General features: G+C 37.6%; 16 protein-coding genes. 8 read left to right on the top strand and 8 right to left on the bottom strand.

Going from position 1 to position 19,654, the window contains the following annotated elements; translation table 11 throughout:
- Positions 1 to 7 precede the first annotated feature (7 nt).
- On the top strand, positions 8 to 2,110 hold the full coding sequence (locus I6F54_RS11945) for a CDC27 family protein (protein ID WP_197141520.1): 2,103 nt from the start codon (positions 8 to 10) through the stop codon (positions 2,108 to 2,110).
- Positions 2,103 to 2,858 carry a DUF1266 domain-containing protein gene (locus tag I6F54_RS11950; RefSeq protein ID WP_024593049.1) on the top strand — a complete coding sequence of 252 codons (756 nt, stop codon included), beginning with the start codon at positions 2,103 to 2,105 and terminating at the stop codon, positions 2,856 to 2,858. The genes I6F54_RS11945 and I6F54_RS11950 overlap by 8 nt, the downstream gene beginning before the upstream one ends.
- A 91-nt stretch (positions 2,859 to 2,949) precedes the next feature.
- Here I6F54_RS11950 and I6F54_RS11955 read toward each other — a convergent pair whose 3' ends face one another.
- Complete coding sequence (locus I6F54_RS11955; protein ID WP_007580368.1) at positions 2,950 to 3,198, bottom strand: hypothetical protein; 249 nt, start codon at positions 3,196 to 3,198, stop codon at positions 2,950 to 2,952.
- 103 nt (positions 3,199 to 3,301) lie between these two features.
- Complete coding sequence (locus I6F54_RS11960) at positions 3,302 to 4,939, bottom strand: cyanophycinase (protein ID WP_197119437.1); 1,638 nt, start codon at positions 4,937 to 4,939, stop codon at positions 3,302 to 3,304.
- A gap of 260 nt (positions 4,940 to 5,199) precedes the next feature.
- Between I6F54_RS11960 and I6F54_RS11965 the strand changes: the two genes are divergently transcribed.
- The 4 genes from I6F54_RS11965 to I6F54_RS20335 all read left to right on the top strand — a co-directional run bounded on the left by I6F54_RS11965 (position 5,200) and on the right by I6F54_RS20335 (position 7,199).
- The gene (locus tag I6F54_RS11965) at positions 5,200 to 5,787 is read left to right on the top strand and encodes a hypothetical protein (protein ID WP_165728861.1); all 588 of its coding nucleotides are present in this window, start codon (positions 5,200 to 5,202) and stop codon (positions 5,785 to 5,787) included.
- A gap of 97 nt (positions 5,788 to 5,884) precedes the next feature.
- Complete coding sequence (locus I6F54_RS11970) at positions 5,885 to 6,799, top strand: zinc dependent phospholipase C family protein (protein ID WP_165728862.1); 915 nt, start codon at positions 5,885 to 5,887, stop codon at positions 6,797 to 6,799.
- Position 6,800: 1 nt separating this feature from the next.
- Positions 6,801 to 7,025: a hypothetical protein gene (locus tag I6F54_RS20330; protein ID WP_231617023.1), complete on the top strand. Its 225-nt coding sequence runs from the start codon at positions 6,801 to 6,803 to the stop codon at positions 7,023 to 7,025.
- A 12-nt stretch (positions 7,026 to 7,037) separates the two neighbouring features.
- Positions 7,038 to 7,199 carry a hypothetical protein gene (locus tag I6F54_RS20335; protein ID WP_231617024.1) on the top strand — a complete coding sequence of 54 codons (162 nt, stop codon included), beginning with the start codon at positions 7,038 to 7,040 and terminating at the stop codon, positions 7,197 to 7,199.
- A 79-nt stretch (positions 7,200 to 7,278) separates the two neighbouring features.
- Here the strand turns inward: I6F54_RS20335 and I6F54_RS11980 are convergent, their stop codons facing one another.
- Both I6F54_RS11980 and I6F54_RS11985 read right to left on the bottom strand, forming a co-directional pair.
- On the bottom strand, positions 7,279 to 9,549 hold the full coding sequence (locus tag I6F54_RS11980) for a sensor domain-containing protein (protein WP_197141522.1): 2,271 nt from the start codon (positions 9,547 to 9,549) through the stop codon (positions 7,279 to 7,281).
- Between the two features lie 126 nt (positions 9,550 to 9,675).
- The gene (locus tag I6F54_RS11985) at positions 9,676 to 12,525 is read right to left on the bottom strand and encodes a UvrD-helicase domain-containing protein (RefSeq protein WP_197141523.1); all 2,850 of its coding nucleotides are present in this window, start codon (positions 12,523 to 12,525) and stop codon (positions 9,676 to 9,678) included.
- A 282-nt stretch (positions 12,526 to 12,807) separates the two neighbouring features.
- On the opposite strand from I6F54_RS11985, the gene I6F54_RS11990 reads away from it, so the two are divergent.
- Positions 12,808 to 13,545 carry a hypothetical protein gene (locus I6F54_RS11990; RefSeq protein ID WP_024593058.1) on the top strand — a complete coding sequence of 246 codons (738 nt, stop codon included), beginning with the start codon at positions 12,808 to 12,810 and terminating at the stop codon, positions 13,543 to 13,545.
- A gap of 114 nt (positions 13,546 to 13,659) precedes the next feature.
- Entirely contained in the window at positions 13,660 to 14,580 is a 921-nt protein-coding gene (locus I6F54_RS11995) for a M14 family metallopeptidase (RefSeq protein WP_197119434.1), read from the top strand.
- Between the two features lie 67 nt (positions 14,581 to 14,647).
- Here the strand turns inward: I6F54_RS11995 and ccoG are convergent, their stop codons facing one another.
- The 4 genes from ccoG to I6F54_RS12015 form a co-directional block, all read right to left on the bottom strand.
- On the bottom strand, positions 14,648 to 16,030 hold the full coding sequence (gene ccoG / locus I6F54_RS12000) for a cytochrome c oxidase accessory protein CcoG (RefSeq protein ID WP_197141526.1): 1,383 nt from the start codon (positions 16,028 to 16,030) through the stop codon (positions 14,648 to 14,650).
- A gap of 157 nt (positions 16,031 to 16,187) precedes the next feature.
- A complete protein-coding gene (locus tag I6F54_RS12005) occupies positions 16,188 to 17,603 on the bottom strand; it encodes a sigma-54 interaction domain-containing protein (RefSeq protein ID WP_197141528.1) in 1,416 nt (471 codons plus the stop codon).
- A gap of 93 nt (positions 17,604 to 17,696) precedes the next feature.
- The gene (locus tag I6F54_RS12010; RefSeq protein WP_197141530.1) at positions 17,697 to 19,001 is read right to left on the bottom strand and encodes an ABC1 kinase family protein; all 1,305 of its coding nucleotides are present in this window, start codon (positions 18,999 to 19,001) and stop codon (positions 17,697 to 17,699) included.
- A gap of 68 nt (positions 19,002 to 19,069) precedes the next feature.
- Complete coding sequence (locus tag I6F54_RS12015; RefSeq protein WP_197141532.1) at positions 19,070 to 19,624, bottom strand: DUF1439 domain-containing protein; 555 nt, start codon at positions 19,622 to 19,624, stop codon at positions 19,070 to 19,072.
- Positions 19,625 to 19,654: the final 30 nt, after the last annotated feature.

A 19,654-nucleotide genomic window follows, 5' to 3' on the forward strand; every position in this document is an offset into this window, starting at 1 on the left:
TGAAGTAATGAACCATTGGAAAATATTAGGCATTGAAGCCACAACAGATAAACGCCTTATTAAACTCGCTTATACAGAGCTGCTAAAAAAAACATCGCCAGCTGAGTTCCCTCAAGAATTTAAAGATTTACGCAAAGCATATGAGTTAGCCATTAAAGAGGCTAAACAACCTGCTCAAAATGAAGACAAAACACCCAATCAAGCATTTGAAGACGAGCACGAAAAACAAGGGGTTATTAACGAGTCATTTTTTGATGAAGAAGCGCCCTCCTCTGCATCTACAGAAGTTGAAATAGTTAAGCCTCAACCAATTGAACTCAATTGTGTTCGCTCTATTGCAGAGCTGCAAATAGCGCTCAATGAATTATATTGTAATGTGTCATCTCGTAGCGATGTAGAACAATGGAAGTTATTATTTTCAGCCCCATTATTTTGGGATGTTGATCAAAGTCAGCAAGTCTTATTTACTTTAATTGATTTCTTGTCAGAGCATTACTTTTTATCTGCCACGGTATTTGAGTTTTTAGATGAGGGTATGAAAATCTCTAGCGAACTCGTCACTAGTAAAAATAATCACTACCGTGAACTTGCTATTGCACTGCACCATTATATTCAGAGCCTACCACTGCGCATAAATTCACCATCAAATATTGATGTGAATATTAGCTTTGAACAACTGCATCAGCATCTTCAGTTACGTAACTTAATAGAAGAACAATGTATATATTCTAAGCTGACAGCAAAGCAGCTAATGATATTAATGCAGCGAGTCAATTTGGTATTTTATAATGACGAGTCGCTGTATCTTTATGTGGCTAACTATTTATGGACATTGGGTGCATACACAGAAATCAGTAAGTTAGTTGGCTCATTACCACCACCTACCGATGCAAGCATAGAACACCTGCGAGATTTACAAGCACACGCAGAATTTAAGCTTGAAAACTATGATATTGCACTCACTATTTATCTTGCGCAGCGAGAACTTATAAAAAGTTTTTATGCGATGAAGATGACTAAAGAGATTGGTCTGTGTTATTTGCACCTTAAAGATTATGAAAAAGCTTATATATTTTTAAACTCTTATTTTTATATTCGTCCTGAGGAAATAGATCTTCGCTCTGCTTTGATTATCGCTCGTCGACACTACATAAAAGATCTTAAAAAAAATGAGGAAAGTAACGCGCTTAAAATAGCGACGTTGCAATTTGAAAATGGTCGCTATCAAGATGCGTTAATAACGACTCAAACATACTCTTTGGTTTTTGACGCTAATTGTAATTATTTGCAAGCTTTATGCCTTGCTAAGCTAGAACGCTTAGATGAAGCATTTGACGTTTTTATCGCCTTTATGAATCTTCATTTACAAAAGCTGGTAGATCCTTGGCCACTACTCGTTGATTTATTTATCTACTGCCCAGACTCAATTGATTTTAATTTGATAATGGAAACTATAGCTAAAAAAATACAGCCATCTCCTAATAAGTTTTACAAAACCCCTCGTGTACTAGGTTCTGTACAAGAGAATATATACTCACAATTAGAACTCAAAACATTAGATCTCCCAGCGACTGACCATGATGGAAAACCCACTAAACCAATGGGTTATGCCCTATATCCAGATTTAGAGTATAAACAGCAATATGCTTGGGCAATGCTACATGCGTTAATGGCTAAATTAGTAAATATCGAAAACGAAGCTGTTAAGAAGCAAGTAAAACAAGCCGCTATTTATGCGATTAAACAAGCTATGCCAAAAATCACACACCAACCAAGTTGGAGCTTAAAGTTTATTCACTTAGCTTTTGATATAGATGATTTTGATACCTGTATTAAGCTTGTAAACATTGCAATTAGCGAGTTTTCTAATTTACCACAAGCTTACTATTACAAAGGCCGATCGCTAGCGGCGTTAGAGCAATATAATGAAGCAATACCCGTATTACTATTAGCTGCAGATAAATATGGTGATCAGAGGCTTGGGATATACTCACTTGAATTTGCAGTGGAGTGTTGTGAAAAGCTCGTTGAACTTGGGCAACCAATGCATGCTAATTACAACGATATATGCTTAAAACTACAAACAACAAAGGAGATTGTAGATGCATAATCAAAGTGAAGTACCTTGTGTAATTAAGGATGATACGGACTTAAGCTCAGAGCAAAAATTATGGCTTATTAGCCTCTCAGGGCACCTTTCAATGCAAAATGGCTATTCATTGGATGTCCTAAAACATCATAATAAAAACTATACTGACGAGGCTATTGCTAAAGGAAATTTAAGTATTTTAGATAATGGTTATGGCGTTACAACAAAAGAAGAATTGATTGAAACTTTAAATGTTTTTTATAACACGTCAAATAGCCAAGTTTTTATGAGCTGCATGGCTGAACTCACCAGAAATGATTTATTAGCAACATACAACATTGAAGATAAATTTACCGCCTATCAAAATACGCCTATAGGTATTATGTCTGACTGGGCAGGAATACATAAAATCTCACTGGCTCGTTGTGGTATTAGAGCTTTTGATATTGGTCGCTATGCTTTTTTGTGTCGTTGTGGTGTTACCATTAATTTTTTAACTGAAGAAGAAGCATGGTGTTACCTCAAGCATATTGGAAAACTGGCACAGACCTTATTTGTTAGCTGGCAAGAATATGCAACTAGTTATGTGGTTGGTCGATGTATATGGCAGAAAATTAAAACTCAAGAAATGTACAGCGAGCCAAACCCTGATTTTAATTTTAGTCATGATTTATTTGAAAAAATAAATGATACGGCTGCTACATTGCAAAGTATATTAGCTGATGACGAGCACCCATGGTGCCAATTAGATTGGAAAATAGACTTTTGATCCCAATTGAAACTACAATATTTTGATTTTATAAATACAGATTGAATAACTCCTTTTGCAGCAGAGTTATTCAGTCTAGTTAGTATCAGTATTAGTGCTTGCGTCCTACACCATTACGTACCATGTCTTGGCCTGTTTGGAATACGTCTTCTGTAATCATGCGTGCTAAAAGTAGCTTTTGATTATCGTCAAACACAGCAACAAAACGGCTGCCATCTTTGTTATTAGTAGCCATACCAACACCGGCAACACCTTTAAGTCCAAAACCACCGTTTTCGACATCTATTAAAAAGCTTTCTAGTTCGGCTAAAGTATCAATTACGTCATTTTCATTATTCATTTTAAAACTCTTTTAGTAAGGCCTTGGCTAGGCTTTTAAATCATTATGGTGGCTATTTTATAGAGAAGAGCCAAAAACTTAAACCCTTGGCTCAGGTTAGTAACTAAATCGACTTTATAGCTAACTCTAAATTGCTTAGCGCACAACCAAACTCTTTTGCATTAACGCGATGATACTGCGTGTCACTCGTTGCAGTAAGGCTAATTATAAACTCATCTTGTTGGGCTACCGCACTTTGCTCTTGGCTTAGGCACATCGCTTGAGTAAGTGATCGCAGTTTTGAATTTGTTAAAATTGAGCCAAAACGCTGCACTGGCAGTGGAGGTATTTTTATAGCGGGTAACGCCTCATCTATTGTGCGCTTGCTTAGAGTAAACGTGTTATTGGTAATTTCAATTACACTGCTTGTAGGCCAATACGAGTAGCTATAGCTCTTACTCTCAGGTGGTGCTTTACCTTGGTTAGCTAAATGCACTACACCACTTTTGCCTATTACGGTTATTAAACTACCTTCTGGCGATTTAATAACAACCAAAGCTGTATTTTCATCAATACCAAAGCCATGCTGCATTTGTGTTTTAGTATTACTCGCTTCGCTATTATTTAGCGCAGCTGCGAGTCTAAACGTGCGGTTTTGTTCGCTAAATTGAGTATCTATAACACCAAAATTAAAGCTGCCAAGTCCACCAGCATTAGTGTTATTTTCACCTTTACGAAGTGCCTCAAGGCTTGTCGTATTTGTAAGCATACCCGTCACTTTACTTTGGATTGCTGCGCCCGCGCCTTCACCTACAATTACTGGGCGAGTTTGCAATGCTTGCGTCCACGGGTATGGATTATTGTTTTGATCAAATAATACCTTGTGAGTTAATGCTGCATTACCGCTATTAAACATCACACCGGTACTATTTTTAATAAGTGATACAAGTGCATTAGTGCCACTTTTGCATAAAGCGTATTCGGCCTTTGTGTACTCTGGATAAATTGCTTCCCGGTTATACACATTCATTAATGTATTTCTGAGAGCGGGTAATTCATCGCACGAGTTACTCGTAATCGCTTTAGCAAGTGCTGGCGTTAGTGCTAACCATTGAGTGCTTATATTTGATTGTGCTAAAAGACTCTGCGCTACATCTGCCGACTCATAAGGGTCGCGGCTCGATGCCGTAATAGCAAGCATGGTGGGTTTTGCGTTATTAACTTTTAAACTGCCCGACACAAATTGTAAAATACTATTAGTCGCGACCTCAATATTAAAATCGGTATTTACTTGCTCTTTTAAGCGCTCACCGTTTTTATCAAGTAGCGGCACTTCTAGCATATCAAATACAAAGTTGTATTCTTGCTGAGTCAGGCTTTCTAATTGCTGGTTATTTATATCGCGCCATAGCCATAATAAATCTGTTTTAGATACGCTATTTGACGATTTACCTAGCAAGGTTTTAAGTGTTTTTAATACAGCCGTTTTTGCCTCAACGTTATTATTAGGCCAGTGCTGTGTGATGTTTTTTATTTGAGAGTTATTAACCCTATATAGATTATGTAATTTACCTTCAACAACAGTCTCTTTTTCGCAGTTATTAAGCTTTGCGCTAGTACAAGTTGCAAGCTCTGAGCCCACTAAAATTAAAGTTTGGTTTTGCTCTTGAGCCACTGCATTTATTGAAAAACCAGCACCCAGTAACGCCACTAACATAACTCGTAATTTAGGCTGTTGATTACGTAAAAACGCACATATCATAATGTAAACTCTAATATAAATTATAAAACTAATGTGTTGCAGTTTAACAGCTAGCCACTTGAGCCTAAATATATTTTTATAAATGTTAAATAATTCAAGTCTCTGAAAAGCGATAGGGTTAAGCACTGCATTTAAATACATTGTTTAGTTTGCCAGCTACTCTCGCAAATATTGACTAAACAAATTTAAACCGAGCATTTATTGATCAAATCCATTGTTTAAATTACGGTGGTGCATTGTTTTAGTAACTGAGGTGGAATATGGACTTTTCTAATGAAGAGGTAAATTTTTTAGCTGAGTTATTCAAACCAAATACAAAGCAGCGCTCTCCCCGTAATCATATGCTTACAATGAAAAGCTCTGTACCCGCGAGTATTGCTCACCTTTTTACCCATGCAAATTTAACTTTGCTTGCTGAAGTTGCTAATTACCAACTTTGGTTTCCCCTGCAATTAAAAATTGATGAGTTAGGTGTAATTAACCCCACTTTGAGCGCACCAGAGGTAATTGATACAAAGGGCACTCAGCGAAGTTGGCGTTGGAGTGAGCTAAATATTAAAAGCCAAGGTTTTAATATTGAATCAATTTCCAGTACGGGCATATTTTTAAAACCATTGAAAAATGGAAAAAGCTTAAACAAATTACAGCACATGAGCTTTAACTTGCCTAACAAAGAAAGTATATCAATGGATATAGTACCCGTTAGGCAAAGTAGCTTAGGGATTGCAGCAAAAATAACTCAAATTCATAGCGGGCAAGAGCAACTAAGAGCTTATCTTTTTGAAGAGCACAAACGTCAATTTGCTAAATTATACGAAAACGGCCAATTAGTTGAACAATTAATTTAATAGCCTTAACCACCCTATACTTGCATTTAGTTAACTTTATTTAACGCTGTCTCAATGTTAATCTGTACCCCTATTTATAAATCATAGGGATATGACAATGCCAGGTGCTTTTGCGCACATTACTGCGGTTAATATTGCAACGCAAACCAAGTCACTCACTAAAATGGATATGCCTAAAAAGGCAAAACTTATTTTAAGCAAACGTCAAGCATACCTTGAACTAGGTTGTGTAGCCCCCGATTACCCTTATTTAGCTGTAGCGCAGCCTAGCCAAAATGCATGGGCCGATTTAATGCATTACGAGCGCACGGGTGATTTACTTAAAGCCATGATTGAATACTGTAAAACACTTGAAGATGAAGCATTTGAAAAGTGCTTTGCTTGGTTATGCGGTTATATGGCCCATGTTGCTGCAGATATAACGGTGCATCCAGTTGTTGAATTAAAAGTTGGCCCATATGAGCAAAACCAAACTGCGCACCGTACCTGTGAAATGAACCAAGATGCGTTTATTTGGCAACGTTTAAATTTAGGTGAGTTAGGCTACGCTGATCGCGTACAACAAAATATTGGGTCTTGTACTAACAAAGACGATAATTTTGATACCGATATTGCACAAATTTGGCAACATGCTTTATTAACAGTTCACCCACACTACGCCGCACAACACACGCCTAACTTTAATACATGGCATAACGGTTTTCAGTTTGTAGTAAATAATGCTGAAGAAAGCTATCGGTTATTTGCCTGTGCACGCCATGTTGCTGCTGATTTAGGTTTGTTTTATCCTCGCCCAAACGAAGTAGACTCCACTTTTATTGAACAGCTAAAAACACCGCACGAGCCAATGCATTACAACGATATTTTTGACTTTGCCGTTAGTAACATTCAGCACTATATAACCATTATTGCCAATGCCGTATTTTTAGATACTGATTACAGTGAAATTAAAAACTGGAACCTAGACACAGGCTACGATGAGCACAACACAATGACGGTATGGAGCAAATAGCATGAAACACTTACTCTGCATAAGCTTAATTGTATTACTTAGCGGTTGTTACACTTCAAAAAATAACAATCCAGAAATAATGGCCGATTTAGCCTCGCAATTAAAAGATATTGCTACCGCTGTAGACGGCACTTTAAAGTTTAGTGAAACACCCTATTCATCCACTGATGAGTTATTAAAAGCTGCCGTTAATAACGATTTAAGCAAACTTACGCCCTTTAACTAGTACACGTTTATTGTGGATGTACAAGATGATAACGCCGTATTACTTTTATGTGATGCTGACACTGCTTTAATTGAAGATGCAGGCTGTACTGCGCAATCAGACATACAGCATTGGAAATCGGGAGCTGTGCAACAGTGCAAAATAACTATAAACGCCCAACAACTCTGTAATTAGGTAATAAAACCAAGCTAGCTTTATAGAGCATGCATAGCTCTTAGGTGAGCATGTTCTATATAGTGGCCACTAAATACATTTAAAGTTGAGCTGTCACTTCTTCAGGGTTAAACACTAAGCCATGGCGGCTAACATGTTCTGCAAATCTTTCGGCTGGCATTGGTTTAGCAAAGTAATAGCCCTGAAATTCTTTACACCCCATTTGCGCCATTATTGCTACTTGTTCTTGGGTTTCTACCCCCTCAGCTACACACTTAATATCAAGCTCTTTACACATAGCATGTACTGCCTTAACTAAACTTTTTTGACGCTTTGAGCTCGTTACTTGGCTTATTAATGAGCGATCTAACTTGAGTTTGTTAATTGGGTAGTCGGCAAGGCGTGCAATATTAGAATATCCCACCCCAAAATCATCGACCGAAATAGTAAAACCCCACGATTGCAGTGTTTGCATAAGCTTTAACGAATGGGCTTGGTTAGCCTCAAGGGAAGTTTCAGTCAGTTCTAACTCTATTTGAGGCGGCTTTACGTTAAAGTCGGCAAGGTATTTAACTAGTTTTGACATAAAATCGGTTTGGCTAAAATCAATTAGAGATATATTTATTGCCACCGGCACACTCGGTAACCCCGCTTTAGTCCAATCGGCAATTTGAGCGCACACCTTTTGAATAATCAGGTCGGTTAGCCGACTAACCATTCTGTATTCTTCGGCAATAGGAATAAATACCACTGGCGACACATTACCCAGTATTGGACTGTTCCAACGCGCTAAGGCTTCAAGCCCTATACATTGACCCGTTGCATCTACTTTAGGTTGATAGTGCACCGACAAATCGCCCTGCTGAAGCGCTTCATCTAATAACATTGAAATTTCGTATTTTTCGATAAAAGCTTGTGATTGTTTTTTGTTATAACCACTAAGGGCCATATTACAATTTGCTAGTTTAAGTGCTTCGCATGCATTGCTAAGTACTGTTGCGCTGTTTTTTCCATGATCAGGATACTTTGCAAAACCAAATAAAAATGATTGCTGACACTTAGTACCAAACACATTATATTTTTTATCTAATGTATTTTTTATTTGTATTAATAGCTTATCTTCAAGCTCGTTTTGCGAGTTTGCCACAATTATAAAAGCGAGCTTTCCGACTCCTATATGAGCACACAACAGCGGCTCATCTGGCATCGCTTTTAAACGCTTGTATGCGTTAATCAGTAAGGCTTGAGAGTCGGCTTTAGTGAGCTTTAAATTTAAGTATTCACTATTTGCACTTTGCGCAACAACAATATAAAAACCTTTTTGGTACTTACTTGTTAGCCTATCGCATTGCAGTTCAAACCATTCTCTATTAGGTAGCCTTGTTCGCGAGTCTCTAAAGCGTAATCGTTTGTTTTCTTGTTCCATCATCGATAAATTTTGTTTAATGAGCTGCTCTTGCGTGCAATCGTAAAAGTCGTATACACGGTAGTTTGTGCTCATTGTTATTTGCTGATAACTGGCTTTAAAATAGCTTTTTTTGTACTTCACAATTTTATTTTGCGCATTTGGATCGTCAAAAGATAAAGTAGGAAATAAATGAGAGAGGTTAACGCATTCTTCTTTTAATTCTTTTTTTATACCAAACATATCAATAGCATGTTGATTAAAATCAGTAATGACAAGGTTTTCGTCAACAATAATTTTGGCTTTATTTGATTCGGTGAATAAGCTTCGATAAAGCTCATTTTTGTCTTTAAGGTGTGTATTAGCGCTTATCATTGTTTTGTTTAAACGCTTAGCAGCCACAATTGTGCGTGCTACAGCAAGGGGAATACATATGTTAAAAAATAAAAATATAAGCCCTGTAATGTATAAGTCCGCGTCGGGAAGTTGTTGAGCTATGCCGGTTAAACCCGAGACATCAACGTTATTGATGATCATATAAAACGGCGCAATATTTAATACGCCATAAGCAAGGGCTGTTCTATAACCAAGTAGCATAAGTGCGATTATCGGGCAAGAATACATATACATAGAGCCCACTTTAGCAAGCTCTAGGTCTGTTAAAAATAAGTTCATTGACACGCTAGCAGCTACAATGGCTATTAAAAGTGCATGAGCGCTAAAGTGATAGAAACGCTTACTTGCTATAAGTAAACCACATGCAGTAGCAAGAAAGCTGCTTGTTAATACAACAATATAAATTAAGTTAAATTCAATAGCGCTTGTGTACGTGTGGTACGCCACAGCAAAACATAACACCATTACTAATGATAGAATAATGCGCAGTGCACTTATTCGCCAATTAGCAACCTGACCAGGGGCTGAATAATGGTCATTTAATAAAAAGAATCTATTGAAAAAATGCATAATAAACAACAGTTAAAGCTCATTCTTCTATTAGACATTGATAGCTTGTTAAAATCAATCTAATGAATGTAATTTCTATTTACATAGTTCTATAAAATAGACAAGTGTAAACCTACTTGTTAGCCGTTAAACATTCATTTTTCGAGTGTTTTTACAGTTATCTTCTTTAAGAGCGAAACCGCTGCACCCTAAAAATTCACCGTGCTTAGATTTGCGTTTACGCATTTCGCGACCACACTTTTCACAAATTGGGTGCTGCGTTTTACACTCTGTATTCACACATTGTGAGTACGTGTTTTTATCAATCGATGGGCCACTACAGCTTTTACACACTCGTAATTTAGTTTCGCAAATTTGCGTATTAGTACAACTATAATAATCACCATATTGACCCGTTTTTGGCACAATTAAACCGTCGCTGCACGTACTACACTCTCTTTGCTTTAGTTGCGACTTATTAAACAACGTTGAAGCGATTTGAATGGGATAATTGTCATCTACTAGTTCTTTTACAAACGCTGAGCATGCATAAGGGTCTGCAATTAAATACGCTTTATGTTTAGCGCGCGTAATACCTACATAAAGCAAACGCCTTTCCTCTGAGTGAGTGAATTCATCTTGCTCTGGTAATAACGCCTCCACCAGCACATTATTTTGATTATCGCTAGGAAACCCTAATTTACCTTGTTCAAAACCAATAATAATACAGTAATCGGCTTCAAGCCCTTTGGCACTATGCAATGTCCAAAAATAAAGAGAGTTTGTATGCTTTTTATCTTTTAAATGCTGCTGCACGCTATTTAACATGTATCTATATCGACTAAGTATGGCAATGCTCGCTGATGCATCATTTTTTTGAATAGTGCTTATGCTCTGCTGCACTTTTATTTCTATCGATTTAGTACCTTGGTATAAATCGTCTAATAAAATAACTTGTGGTGTGGTTACTTGTGTATGTGTGCTGATCTGCTTTTTATATTGCTCAGGGTTTTGCATTACAAAACGCCCTGCTACATCACTAATACTATTGTTATATCTAAATGTTTTTTGCAACATAGTAAGTGAGTGGCTGCCCACTAATTCATTAAAGCGTGTAGTAAGCGCTAAATTACCACCCGAGAACCGATAAATTGCTTGCCAGTCATCACCAACAGCAGTAAAGCGTATTCCGTTACCATGTTTTAATATGGCATTTATGAAAGCCATACGCGCGCTTGATATGTCTTGAAACTCATCAACTAAAATGTGGCTCCACACAATATTAAAATCTCCGCTTACTATCGCCTTTGTTGCTTGAATAATCATGTCGTCAAAATCAATGGCACTTTGCGCGTTTAGTTCATTTATATAAGCATCATGAATTTGCACTAACAAGTTTGCATATTGCTGGTAATTTTTAATACCACTTTGCTTAATGCGCTGTGCTATTTGCTTATTATTTAGTTGCTCCACTCGAATAGCTTGTAAACATTTTATGTACTTATCAATGCCTTGCTGTAACTGCCCTGAGTTATTTAAAGTATGAAATATTTCGTCGTTACTTAAAGGTGTTAATTCAACATTATGCTGCTTTAATTGCTTTGCGAGGGTTTGCTCTAGCTTTCCTTCTACCCAGTTGTAATGAAAGGTCTCGAGTAAGGTGGTGCCATTTTGTTTATGCAGTTTTCGCTTAAATGCAACTTGCTCATTATAGTGTTTTTTATCTATATCAGCACGTGTATTCCCTTGCCTATCAATGCCAAAGTGCTCTAGGTAAATATCATATTGAGGTATATAAAAGTCTGGTTGGTATTGCCCACTTAGCTCTGCGCCTTGGCTAAAGTGATAATTCACCTCATAACTGTGCGGTACGCAATTCAAATGTAGCCAGTTTGAAATAAGCACTTCCTGATAACTTTTTACTTTATGACCCGCAAGGCTACGGTATTCGTTATCGCGTACGTACCGCTCGTACTGTGCATTATCTTTAAAGCTAAATATATCAATCGGCTCATGGAGTAAATCTACAAATGCTTTTAAAAACTGTGGCTCGGTTTGTATTTTTTTACTTACCCACCCAGTTAACCAACTATTTAATTGAACTGGGTCAGTTGCAAATTTTGACAACTCGATTGGCTTTTTAGCACTTTGTAGTAATTTAAGCCCAAGCGCATGAAACGTTAAAATAGTGGGTGCTTTGGTATGCAATTTTGCATGCGTGGCGCGTTTAATAAAGCGCTCTTTAAGCTCATTTGCTGCTGTTTTATTATAGGCCAGCACTAAAATTTGCTCAGGCTTGGCAATATTGCATGCTATTAAATCTAAAGACTTTGCTACCATCACAGATGTTTTACCTGTGCCTGCTGCCGCTAATACTAAATTTTTATCGTTATCGCGTATTACCGCTAAGCGCTGCTCTGTTGTTAATGGATTTGACTCTACTTGATTAAAAAAGTCATTTTTAAGAGTTAGTTGTTTTTTTTCATATTTATGGCGCAACTGTGCAATTGCATCGTGAGTATTGGGTGTAGTGCTCAGTATATTTAAAAATTTAATACTACTTTGCGATAAGTGTTGTTGCCACACACTTGTACTTTTAGCGTACTGCTTGGTAAGCAAAAACACATCATTATTAAGTGTTTTTATGGAACTATCACGTAAAAACTCATCTAAAGCATAACGCTTGAGCGAAATCTTTGCGTTATTTACCTTTTGCTCAAGCAGGACTGAAAACCGCGTGTTAAGGGCAGTATTTAAGGTGTTCGCTTGTGCTTTGTTTAAAAAGCTAATTGATGTATTGCTACTGTCGCACAAATTAATTTTGGCGCTAAATAAACGGTTTTTAAGTATTGAGTAATTATAAAAGTCTTTAATTAAAAATGTCCGCGCGGGAGCACGTCTAAAATGCACAACAAGGCGCTCTTGTTCAATAGTTACGTGTTTAATACGGGTAAAAAAACGGCCTAGCCAACTTGGAGTAGCAATATACTGCGCCATAATACTCAATATGAAGATATGCTTTACCTTAATTGTAACATACTCTTTTATAATACATTTAGCGCTAAATCGATGCTTACTTAGTAAACAATTTAATTGGTAAGTTAGTTTTTAAACCTGGTGATTAATGTTTTATTTACACCCGTTAACAAATTTAAACATTTATAGATAGCTTGTTGTGTAACAATGCACATATACAAACTTACACTTCATATAATTGTTAGGTATATCCCCAATTAAACAATTATTTACAGCCTAATTAAGTGGTTTAAAGGAGCTAACATGCTTAAAAAATGCATTACCACAACGGCTTTAATTTTAGCATTATGCGCTTGCACGTCAGAAACAGAGTCGGATTTAGTAAAAACACAAGGTATTTGGGCAGGTTTTGAACTAGTTTCTGACGGTAACCGCACGCGTGTTAACGCAGAACTAAATGCAGGCGATGCTAATGGCTCTAACATTGTTTTAAGCGATAGCGACTCATTACAAGCTGTTGTTAATAGCACTGCTATTGTACTTACAAAAGATACCGACTTTTTAGACGTTGATTACCAAGCGTATATAAATGCCACTGACGATAACCAACAGTTTGATATAAAATTTAAACGGGATGATGGCATAAATGCTAATTCGAGCGTGGAGTTGCCTTTAAATTTTATTATTTTAACCCCGAGTAACAGTCAAAATTTTGGTATTAATAGTACTCTTACAGTTCAATTAGATGGCACTGATCCTAACAGTACAAGCCAAGTAGAACTTAGCAGTAGTTGCACTACCAATAATAATGAAACGCTTTTGCAGTCAACATTTTTTGCGCTTAATTCATCTCGCCTTGAAATAAATTTACAAAGTTTAGATATGTTTAGCAGCTCGCAAGTAGATCAAAGTAAAACGTGTGATTTAACAATTAGTGTAAAACGCGATCGATTCGGTAGTATTTCGGGTGAATACGCTAACCAAAGCTATATTAAATCCCAGCAATCGCGCGCTATAAAAAATATGACTTTAACGTTTTAATTTGCACGCTAATTTACTCAGCGTTAAGCTACGCCTTTATTAAGTAACTCTACCAATTGTAGTTGACCTCCTTATTTACAGGAGAGCTAATAACAATTGATATAAAGGTTTATTATGACTAACAGCACATACCCTATTGGCACACCTGGCAAAAAATGGAATAACAACGATAAAGCCCAGTGGTTAGCGCGCCAAAACATTAAACGCAGTTACCAAAACGAAGTCGTAACGCTAATTAATGATCTTAAAAACACCTTAGATATAGAGCAATACGGCGAGCTTAATTACGCCGCTGGCACTTACCCATTATACATATTAAAAACGCCTAACTTTAATGCTAATAAACCAACTGTTTTAATCACCGGTGGTGTACATGGCTATGAAACCAGTGGCGTACATGGCGCACTTAGGTTTGCTAAAACATCGGCTATGCAATATTGCGAACAGTTTAATATTATAATTGCACCCTGCATTAGCCCTTGGGGATATGAAACTATAAACCGCTGGAACCCAGACGCCATTGATCCTAACCGCTCATTTTACGAGGGCAGCCCAGCTCAAGAGTCAGCCGCTATTATGGCGTTTGTAAAATCACTCGATGTAGACTTAGTCGCTCATATTGATTTACACGAAACAACTGACAGCGATAACAGTGAATTTAGACCCGCACTTGCTGCGCGTGAAGGCACTACTAACAATAACTGGAACATACCTGATGGGTTTTATTTAGTTGCAGATACCAAAAAGCCTGAGCCGGAGTTTCAAAAAGTCATTATAGAAAGCGTTGCAAAAGTCACTCATATTGCACCGAGCGATGAAAACAACCAGCTAATAGGCGTACCTCAAGAGCAATTTGGTGTGATTAACTATGCAGCTCGAGAGTTAGGTTTATGTATGGGCTTTACTGATGCACCCTATGTAACTACTACAGAAGTGTACCCAGATAGCCCAACTGCAACAGATGAAGAATGTATTTTGGCACAAGTCGCCGTTATAACAAGCGCACTGAAATATATAAGTACAAACACGCAATAAAAACTGCATATAAAAAATGCCCAAGGAGAATATCTACTTGGGCATTTTTTATGAAACTTTACCAATCTTAGTTTTTATAAAACTGGCTGTCTTTGGTTATAGTGATGCTGGCATCTTCTTGCGCTGTTACTATAAATTTAAGTTTAGTTACTTTTCGTTCAATGTCGTAGCCATCGGCTGTTACGGTCACTGGTACGCTTTTCATAACACCCGGTTGAACAAGTGTAGAGCGTGGGCTTGAGAGTATTGCACCAGGTAAACCCTCTATAGCGATGCTGTAATGCAGTGCTTGTTGGGTTTTATTAATAATAGTAAGTGTGTAAGGGTTTTCTACTAAGCCTTCGTAGTTCACTCTGTAGAGCGCATTCCTATCTCGTAGTACTGAGGCTTCTATTGGTGTACGTTGCAGCATCCATGCAAACATAGAAATGATTAACAAAGCTGTTAATGCGCCGTACCCTACTAGCTTTAATCTAAATGGATTGGTTTTGCCTCCCTCCATTTGTTTTTCACTCGCGTATTTAATTAAGCCTTTTTCGTAACCAAATTTTTCCATGGTATCGTCGCAGGCATCAATACATAAGCCACAGTTTATACATTCATATTGCAATCCATTTCGAATGTCTATTCCTGCAGGGCATACCTCTACACACAAGTTACAGTCTACACAGTCACCTAAGTTAAGCTCTTTTGGATCAGCTTTGCGTTTACGTGGTCCTCGGCTTTCACCTCGCTCGTTATCATATGTAACAAGCAACGTATCTTTATCAAACATAACAGCCTGAAAACGAGAATATGGGCATGCAATAGTGCACATTTTTTCACGTAAAAACCCTGCATTTCCGTAAGTACAAAAAGCGAATAAAAACACCCAAAAGCTCGTAATACCTGACCATTCAAACGTGATCATCTCCATATACAAACTTTTAGTCGGAATAAAATACGCCATAAACGAGGTGGCAGTTAAAATAGAAATAACAATCCATGCGCTGTGTTTAGTTATTTTTTTGCGCCAAGTGCTTAGCGTCCACTGTGATTTATCTAATTTAATTCGCTGATTTCGAGTGCCTTCTATGCGTTGCTCTACCCACGAAAACATGAGCATCCATATCGTTTGCGGGCACGTATAACCACACCAAACCCGACCAAGCCAGTTAGTTACAAAAAATAATGCAAAAGCCCCCACCATAAATAGCAGGGCTAAAATCATAAAATCTTGAGGAAGGAGTGTTAGACCAAAAATAGTAAAAGTTTGCGTTGCCACATCAAGCAGCACAGCTTGTTGACCGTTGTATTGGATCCACGGTATTGCAACAAAAGTTAGCATTAGCAACCAGCCTAAATTACGGCGTATGCGCTGAAAAAAACCTTTTTGCTCGCGGATATAAATTGGCCCTTCGGTGTTATAGGGCTTAATGATCATGTCTTCTTCTTTAATATCAAACTTCATAGTACTTGCTTTATTATGACGGTGTTAAGCAAACTATTGCAACTTTCAGACCAAACTGAAAGTTAAGTTACCTTATTGATATTTATATACTTATTAAAAGATAGAAAAATCATACTCGCGATATAAAGCGAATTACGCGATATAGCACGAGTTCACGCTAATCTTTATTTATACCCAGTTTTCGCATTTTTGAACGCAGTGTACTCTCAGGCAAACCCAGTTTAACGGCCGCTCCTTTATCACCCGATATTTGCCAGTGCGATAACACTAATACACTCGTTATATGCTGTTTTTGTGCTTCATCGAGGGTCAGTGAAGGGTTAATAACGACTTCACCACCCGCTTGTAAAGGTTGGCTTAGCTGTAAAACAGACTGACTAGATAAAATAGCTTCACGCTCAAGCACATTTTGCAGCTCTCTAATGTTGCCCGGCCAATCATAGGCTTGCAGTTGTGTAATTGCTTTTTTACTTAGCCCTTTTAAGTGTTTCCCGAGTCGTTTATTTAGCTGCGTAATTAAATTAGTGCATAAATAAGGTATATCTTCTTTTCGATCTTTTAAAGCGGGCACTTTTATAGGAAATACATTAAGCCGATAGTACAAATCAATTCTAAACGTCCCCTGTTGTACCATTTCCCATAAGTCGCGATTAGTCGCTGCAATCACTCTAATATTTACTTTTAGCGTATTACTGCCACCCACACGTTCAAATTCTTGCTCTTGCAGCACTCTAAGTAGTTTACTTTGCGCCTCAAGCGGAAGCTCTGCTATTTCATCTAAAAACAAAGTACCTTTATCGGCAAGTTCAAAGCGCCCTTTACGGCGTTCATTTGCGCCTGTAAACGCGCCTTTTTCATGCCCAAACAATTCCGACTCTAGTAAACTCGGTGTAAATGCTGCGCAATTTACTTTAATAAAAGCTTGCTCGCTACGTTTACTTAACCGATACAAGTTACGGGCTACTAGCTCTTTACCTGTGCCATTTTCGCCCAATATAAGCACGGTACTGTCGGTTTCACTTACCAGTTTTATTTGATCTAACATGGTTTGAAAGATATGGCTTTGCCCAACAAGCCCTGAGTCTTGCCAATCTTCGTTAAGCTCTGCAATTAAGTAGTTATTTTCATCTTTTAATTGCTCACTTAAATGCTTTACTTGCTCAAGTGCCTCTTGTAATGCATTTTGTGTATGCTGCTGCTGTGATATATCGCGAAATACCGCTACAGCTCCAATTAATTGATCATTTCGATAAACCGGTGTAGAAGTATATTCTACTGCGAATGAGCTACCGTCTTTGCGCCAAAAAACTTCATTTTTAACTTCACGACGTTTTCCGTCAAACATGGTGCAATATATTTGGCATTCATCAGCGGGATAAGGCGTGCCATCAGCATGAGTATGATGATGATATTGATGTATTTTTTTACCTAATAGTTCGTCAGCGCACCAACCTGTCATGCGCTCAGCGGCAGGGTTAATAAACACCGCATTACCCGACAGGTCAAAACCGTATATGCCCTCACCTACTGCGTTTAGCAATAATTTAGGATCGTTTAAAAATTGTTTTATCATAAATACACCTCGCGAAATATCGCGAGCATTATGACAATTTTTTAAACTAAGCGCACCCATTACTTAAAATGCACTCAGGTGCTCATTAAAACGCTATAAATAATGCTTAAACAGTGTTTTTACATCTATTTTTGCACCTAATCGCGCAGCTATTAAATAAAGCCCAGCCAGCTTTCGATGAATAAATAGTGCGTCAACCGGTGGCGTATGCCATTGCTGTGATTGTGCGCTAAGAGCAAGCCCTGCATTTTTAATTTTTAGCGCCAATTCACTATTTTTAAAATCAAATTCACCATTTACTCTTAGTGGTTCGCATGCCATTAAAAATAAATCAATAACGTTGTTTTTATACTCATCAACTAAGTCATTTTTAAAATAACCAATGTGTGAAGCCGCTCTAAGTACATCTTCTCTGTTGTTTTCACTACCCGCTTTAAATAAGGCTAAATAAGCATGGCTAAGCTCAGATGATATTTCTCGCGTTGCACCAAAATCAAACAAAACAATTTTTTGTGTATCAAGCTGATAATGAAAGTTGGCAAAGTTAGGGTCTGTTTGAATGAGTTTAAATTCAAACATCTCTTTAAAAAACAAATCAATTAGCTGTGCTGCAACAAAGCTTTTCTGGCTATTAGGTAGCTCTGTAATACTCTCAATTGGCTCAGCCTTTACATATTCCATGGTAAGTACTTGCTGCGTGCTGTGCTCTGGATATACGTTAGGTACTTTAAAATGAGGATTAGTTGCTAATGCATTTTTATAACGTGTTAAATAATCAGCCTCCAGCTTATAATCAGCTTCGGCCAATAACTGAGCTTTGGCTTCACTAATAAGCGGTTTAATATTAAGATCTTTTGGCAATAATCGAGAAAGCGTTAATAACGAAATAACATTGTCGACATCGCTCACGACACTTTTTGCTATGCCAGGATATTGAATTTTAACAGCCAGTTGTTCACCATTTTCTTTATAAGCTAAATGTACTTGCCCAATAGAAGCCGCAGCAAAAGGTCTTAATTCAATATGAGAAAAACGCGCTAGCCAGTCATCTCCCCATTGTACTTTTAATACTTCAACAAGTTGTTTGTGTGGCATTGGGTTCGCGTCTGAGCGCAGCAAAGCAAGTAATTGAGCTAATTCAGGACTGAGTAAGTCACCGGCATCCATTGAAAGTAATTGCCCTAGCTTCATTGCAGCACCACGTAAATGTGAGAGCTGTATGGCTAGTTTTTCAATATTTTTAGGTTGTAGTAATAAACTTTTGTTATCCCAACCTTTGCCCGTTAGTGCGCTCTTAGCACCATCAACTAGCATGTTGGTTGCAACACCTGTTGCTAGTGAGCCTAATTTTGCAAAGCGAGAAAGTCGAGAGGTGGGAACAGTACGAGGAGCCGCCATAATATTAAAACCTTATTAGCCTGAGAGTCAGGCTAATAAGTACGTATATTTTAAGTAGGTCGATCTACTTATAGACTAGGTACTAGCTTAATTGCGCCTTCAACAATTTGTATATCAAGCGGTAGCTTGCTCAATAAAACCATTTTAGGATCGTCCATATTTAATGTATAAACAGGATTTACTGCTAAAAAGGCATTAATTACTTCCATTGCTTGGCTATCAAGTGCGCCTAAATTACCGCTAAAACCACCGGCATCTACACTCGAATCAAGTAACTTAATATTACGTAAAAACACCGCATTTTTCTCACTGTCGTAAAATGGGCTGCCTTCAATTTGAAGCTGTAAACGTACTGGGTATTTTAACGCAAAAGCGTTAATTTCTGCGCTTGTGTCCGCACCAAGTACAACCACATCACGATTTTCTGGACCAATGTTTACGCTCAAATCATTTACATCAAACTGAACTGGTAAGCCCATTAAGCTCACTTCTTCACTTAGTTTTGGTAATTGCTTACTAAGTACAGACTCAACCTCTGAGTTAGTAAATGAATATACTGATATGCCTTGCGTGGTATTACAGGCAGTTAAAAATAACGCTGCAATAATAACTAAAATTCTCATGAGAACCCTTTTATTTATAATGAAGTAATG

It is taken from the genome of Pseudoalteromonas sp. SWXJZ10B (assembly GCF_015864475.1).
Lineage (GTDB): Bacteria > Pseudomonadota > Gammaproteobacteria > Enterobacterales > Alteromonadaceae > Pseudoalteromonas > Pseudoalteromonas arctica.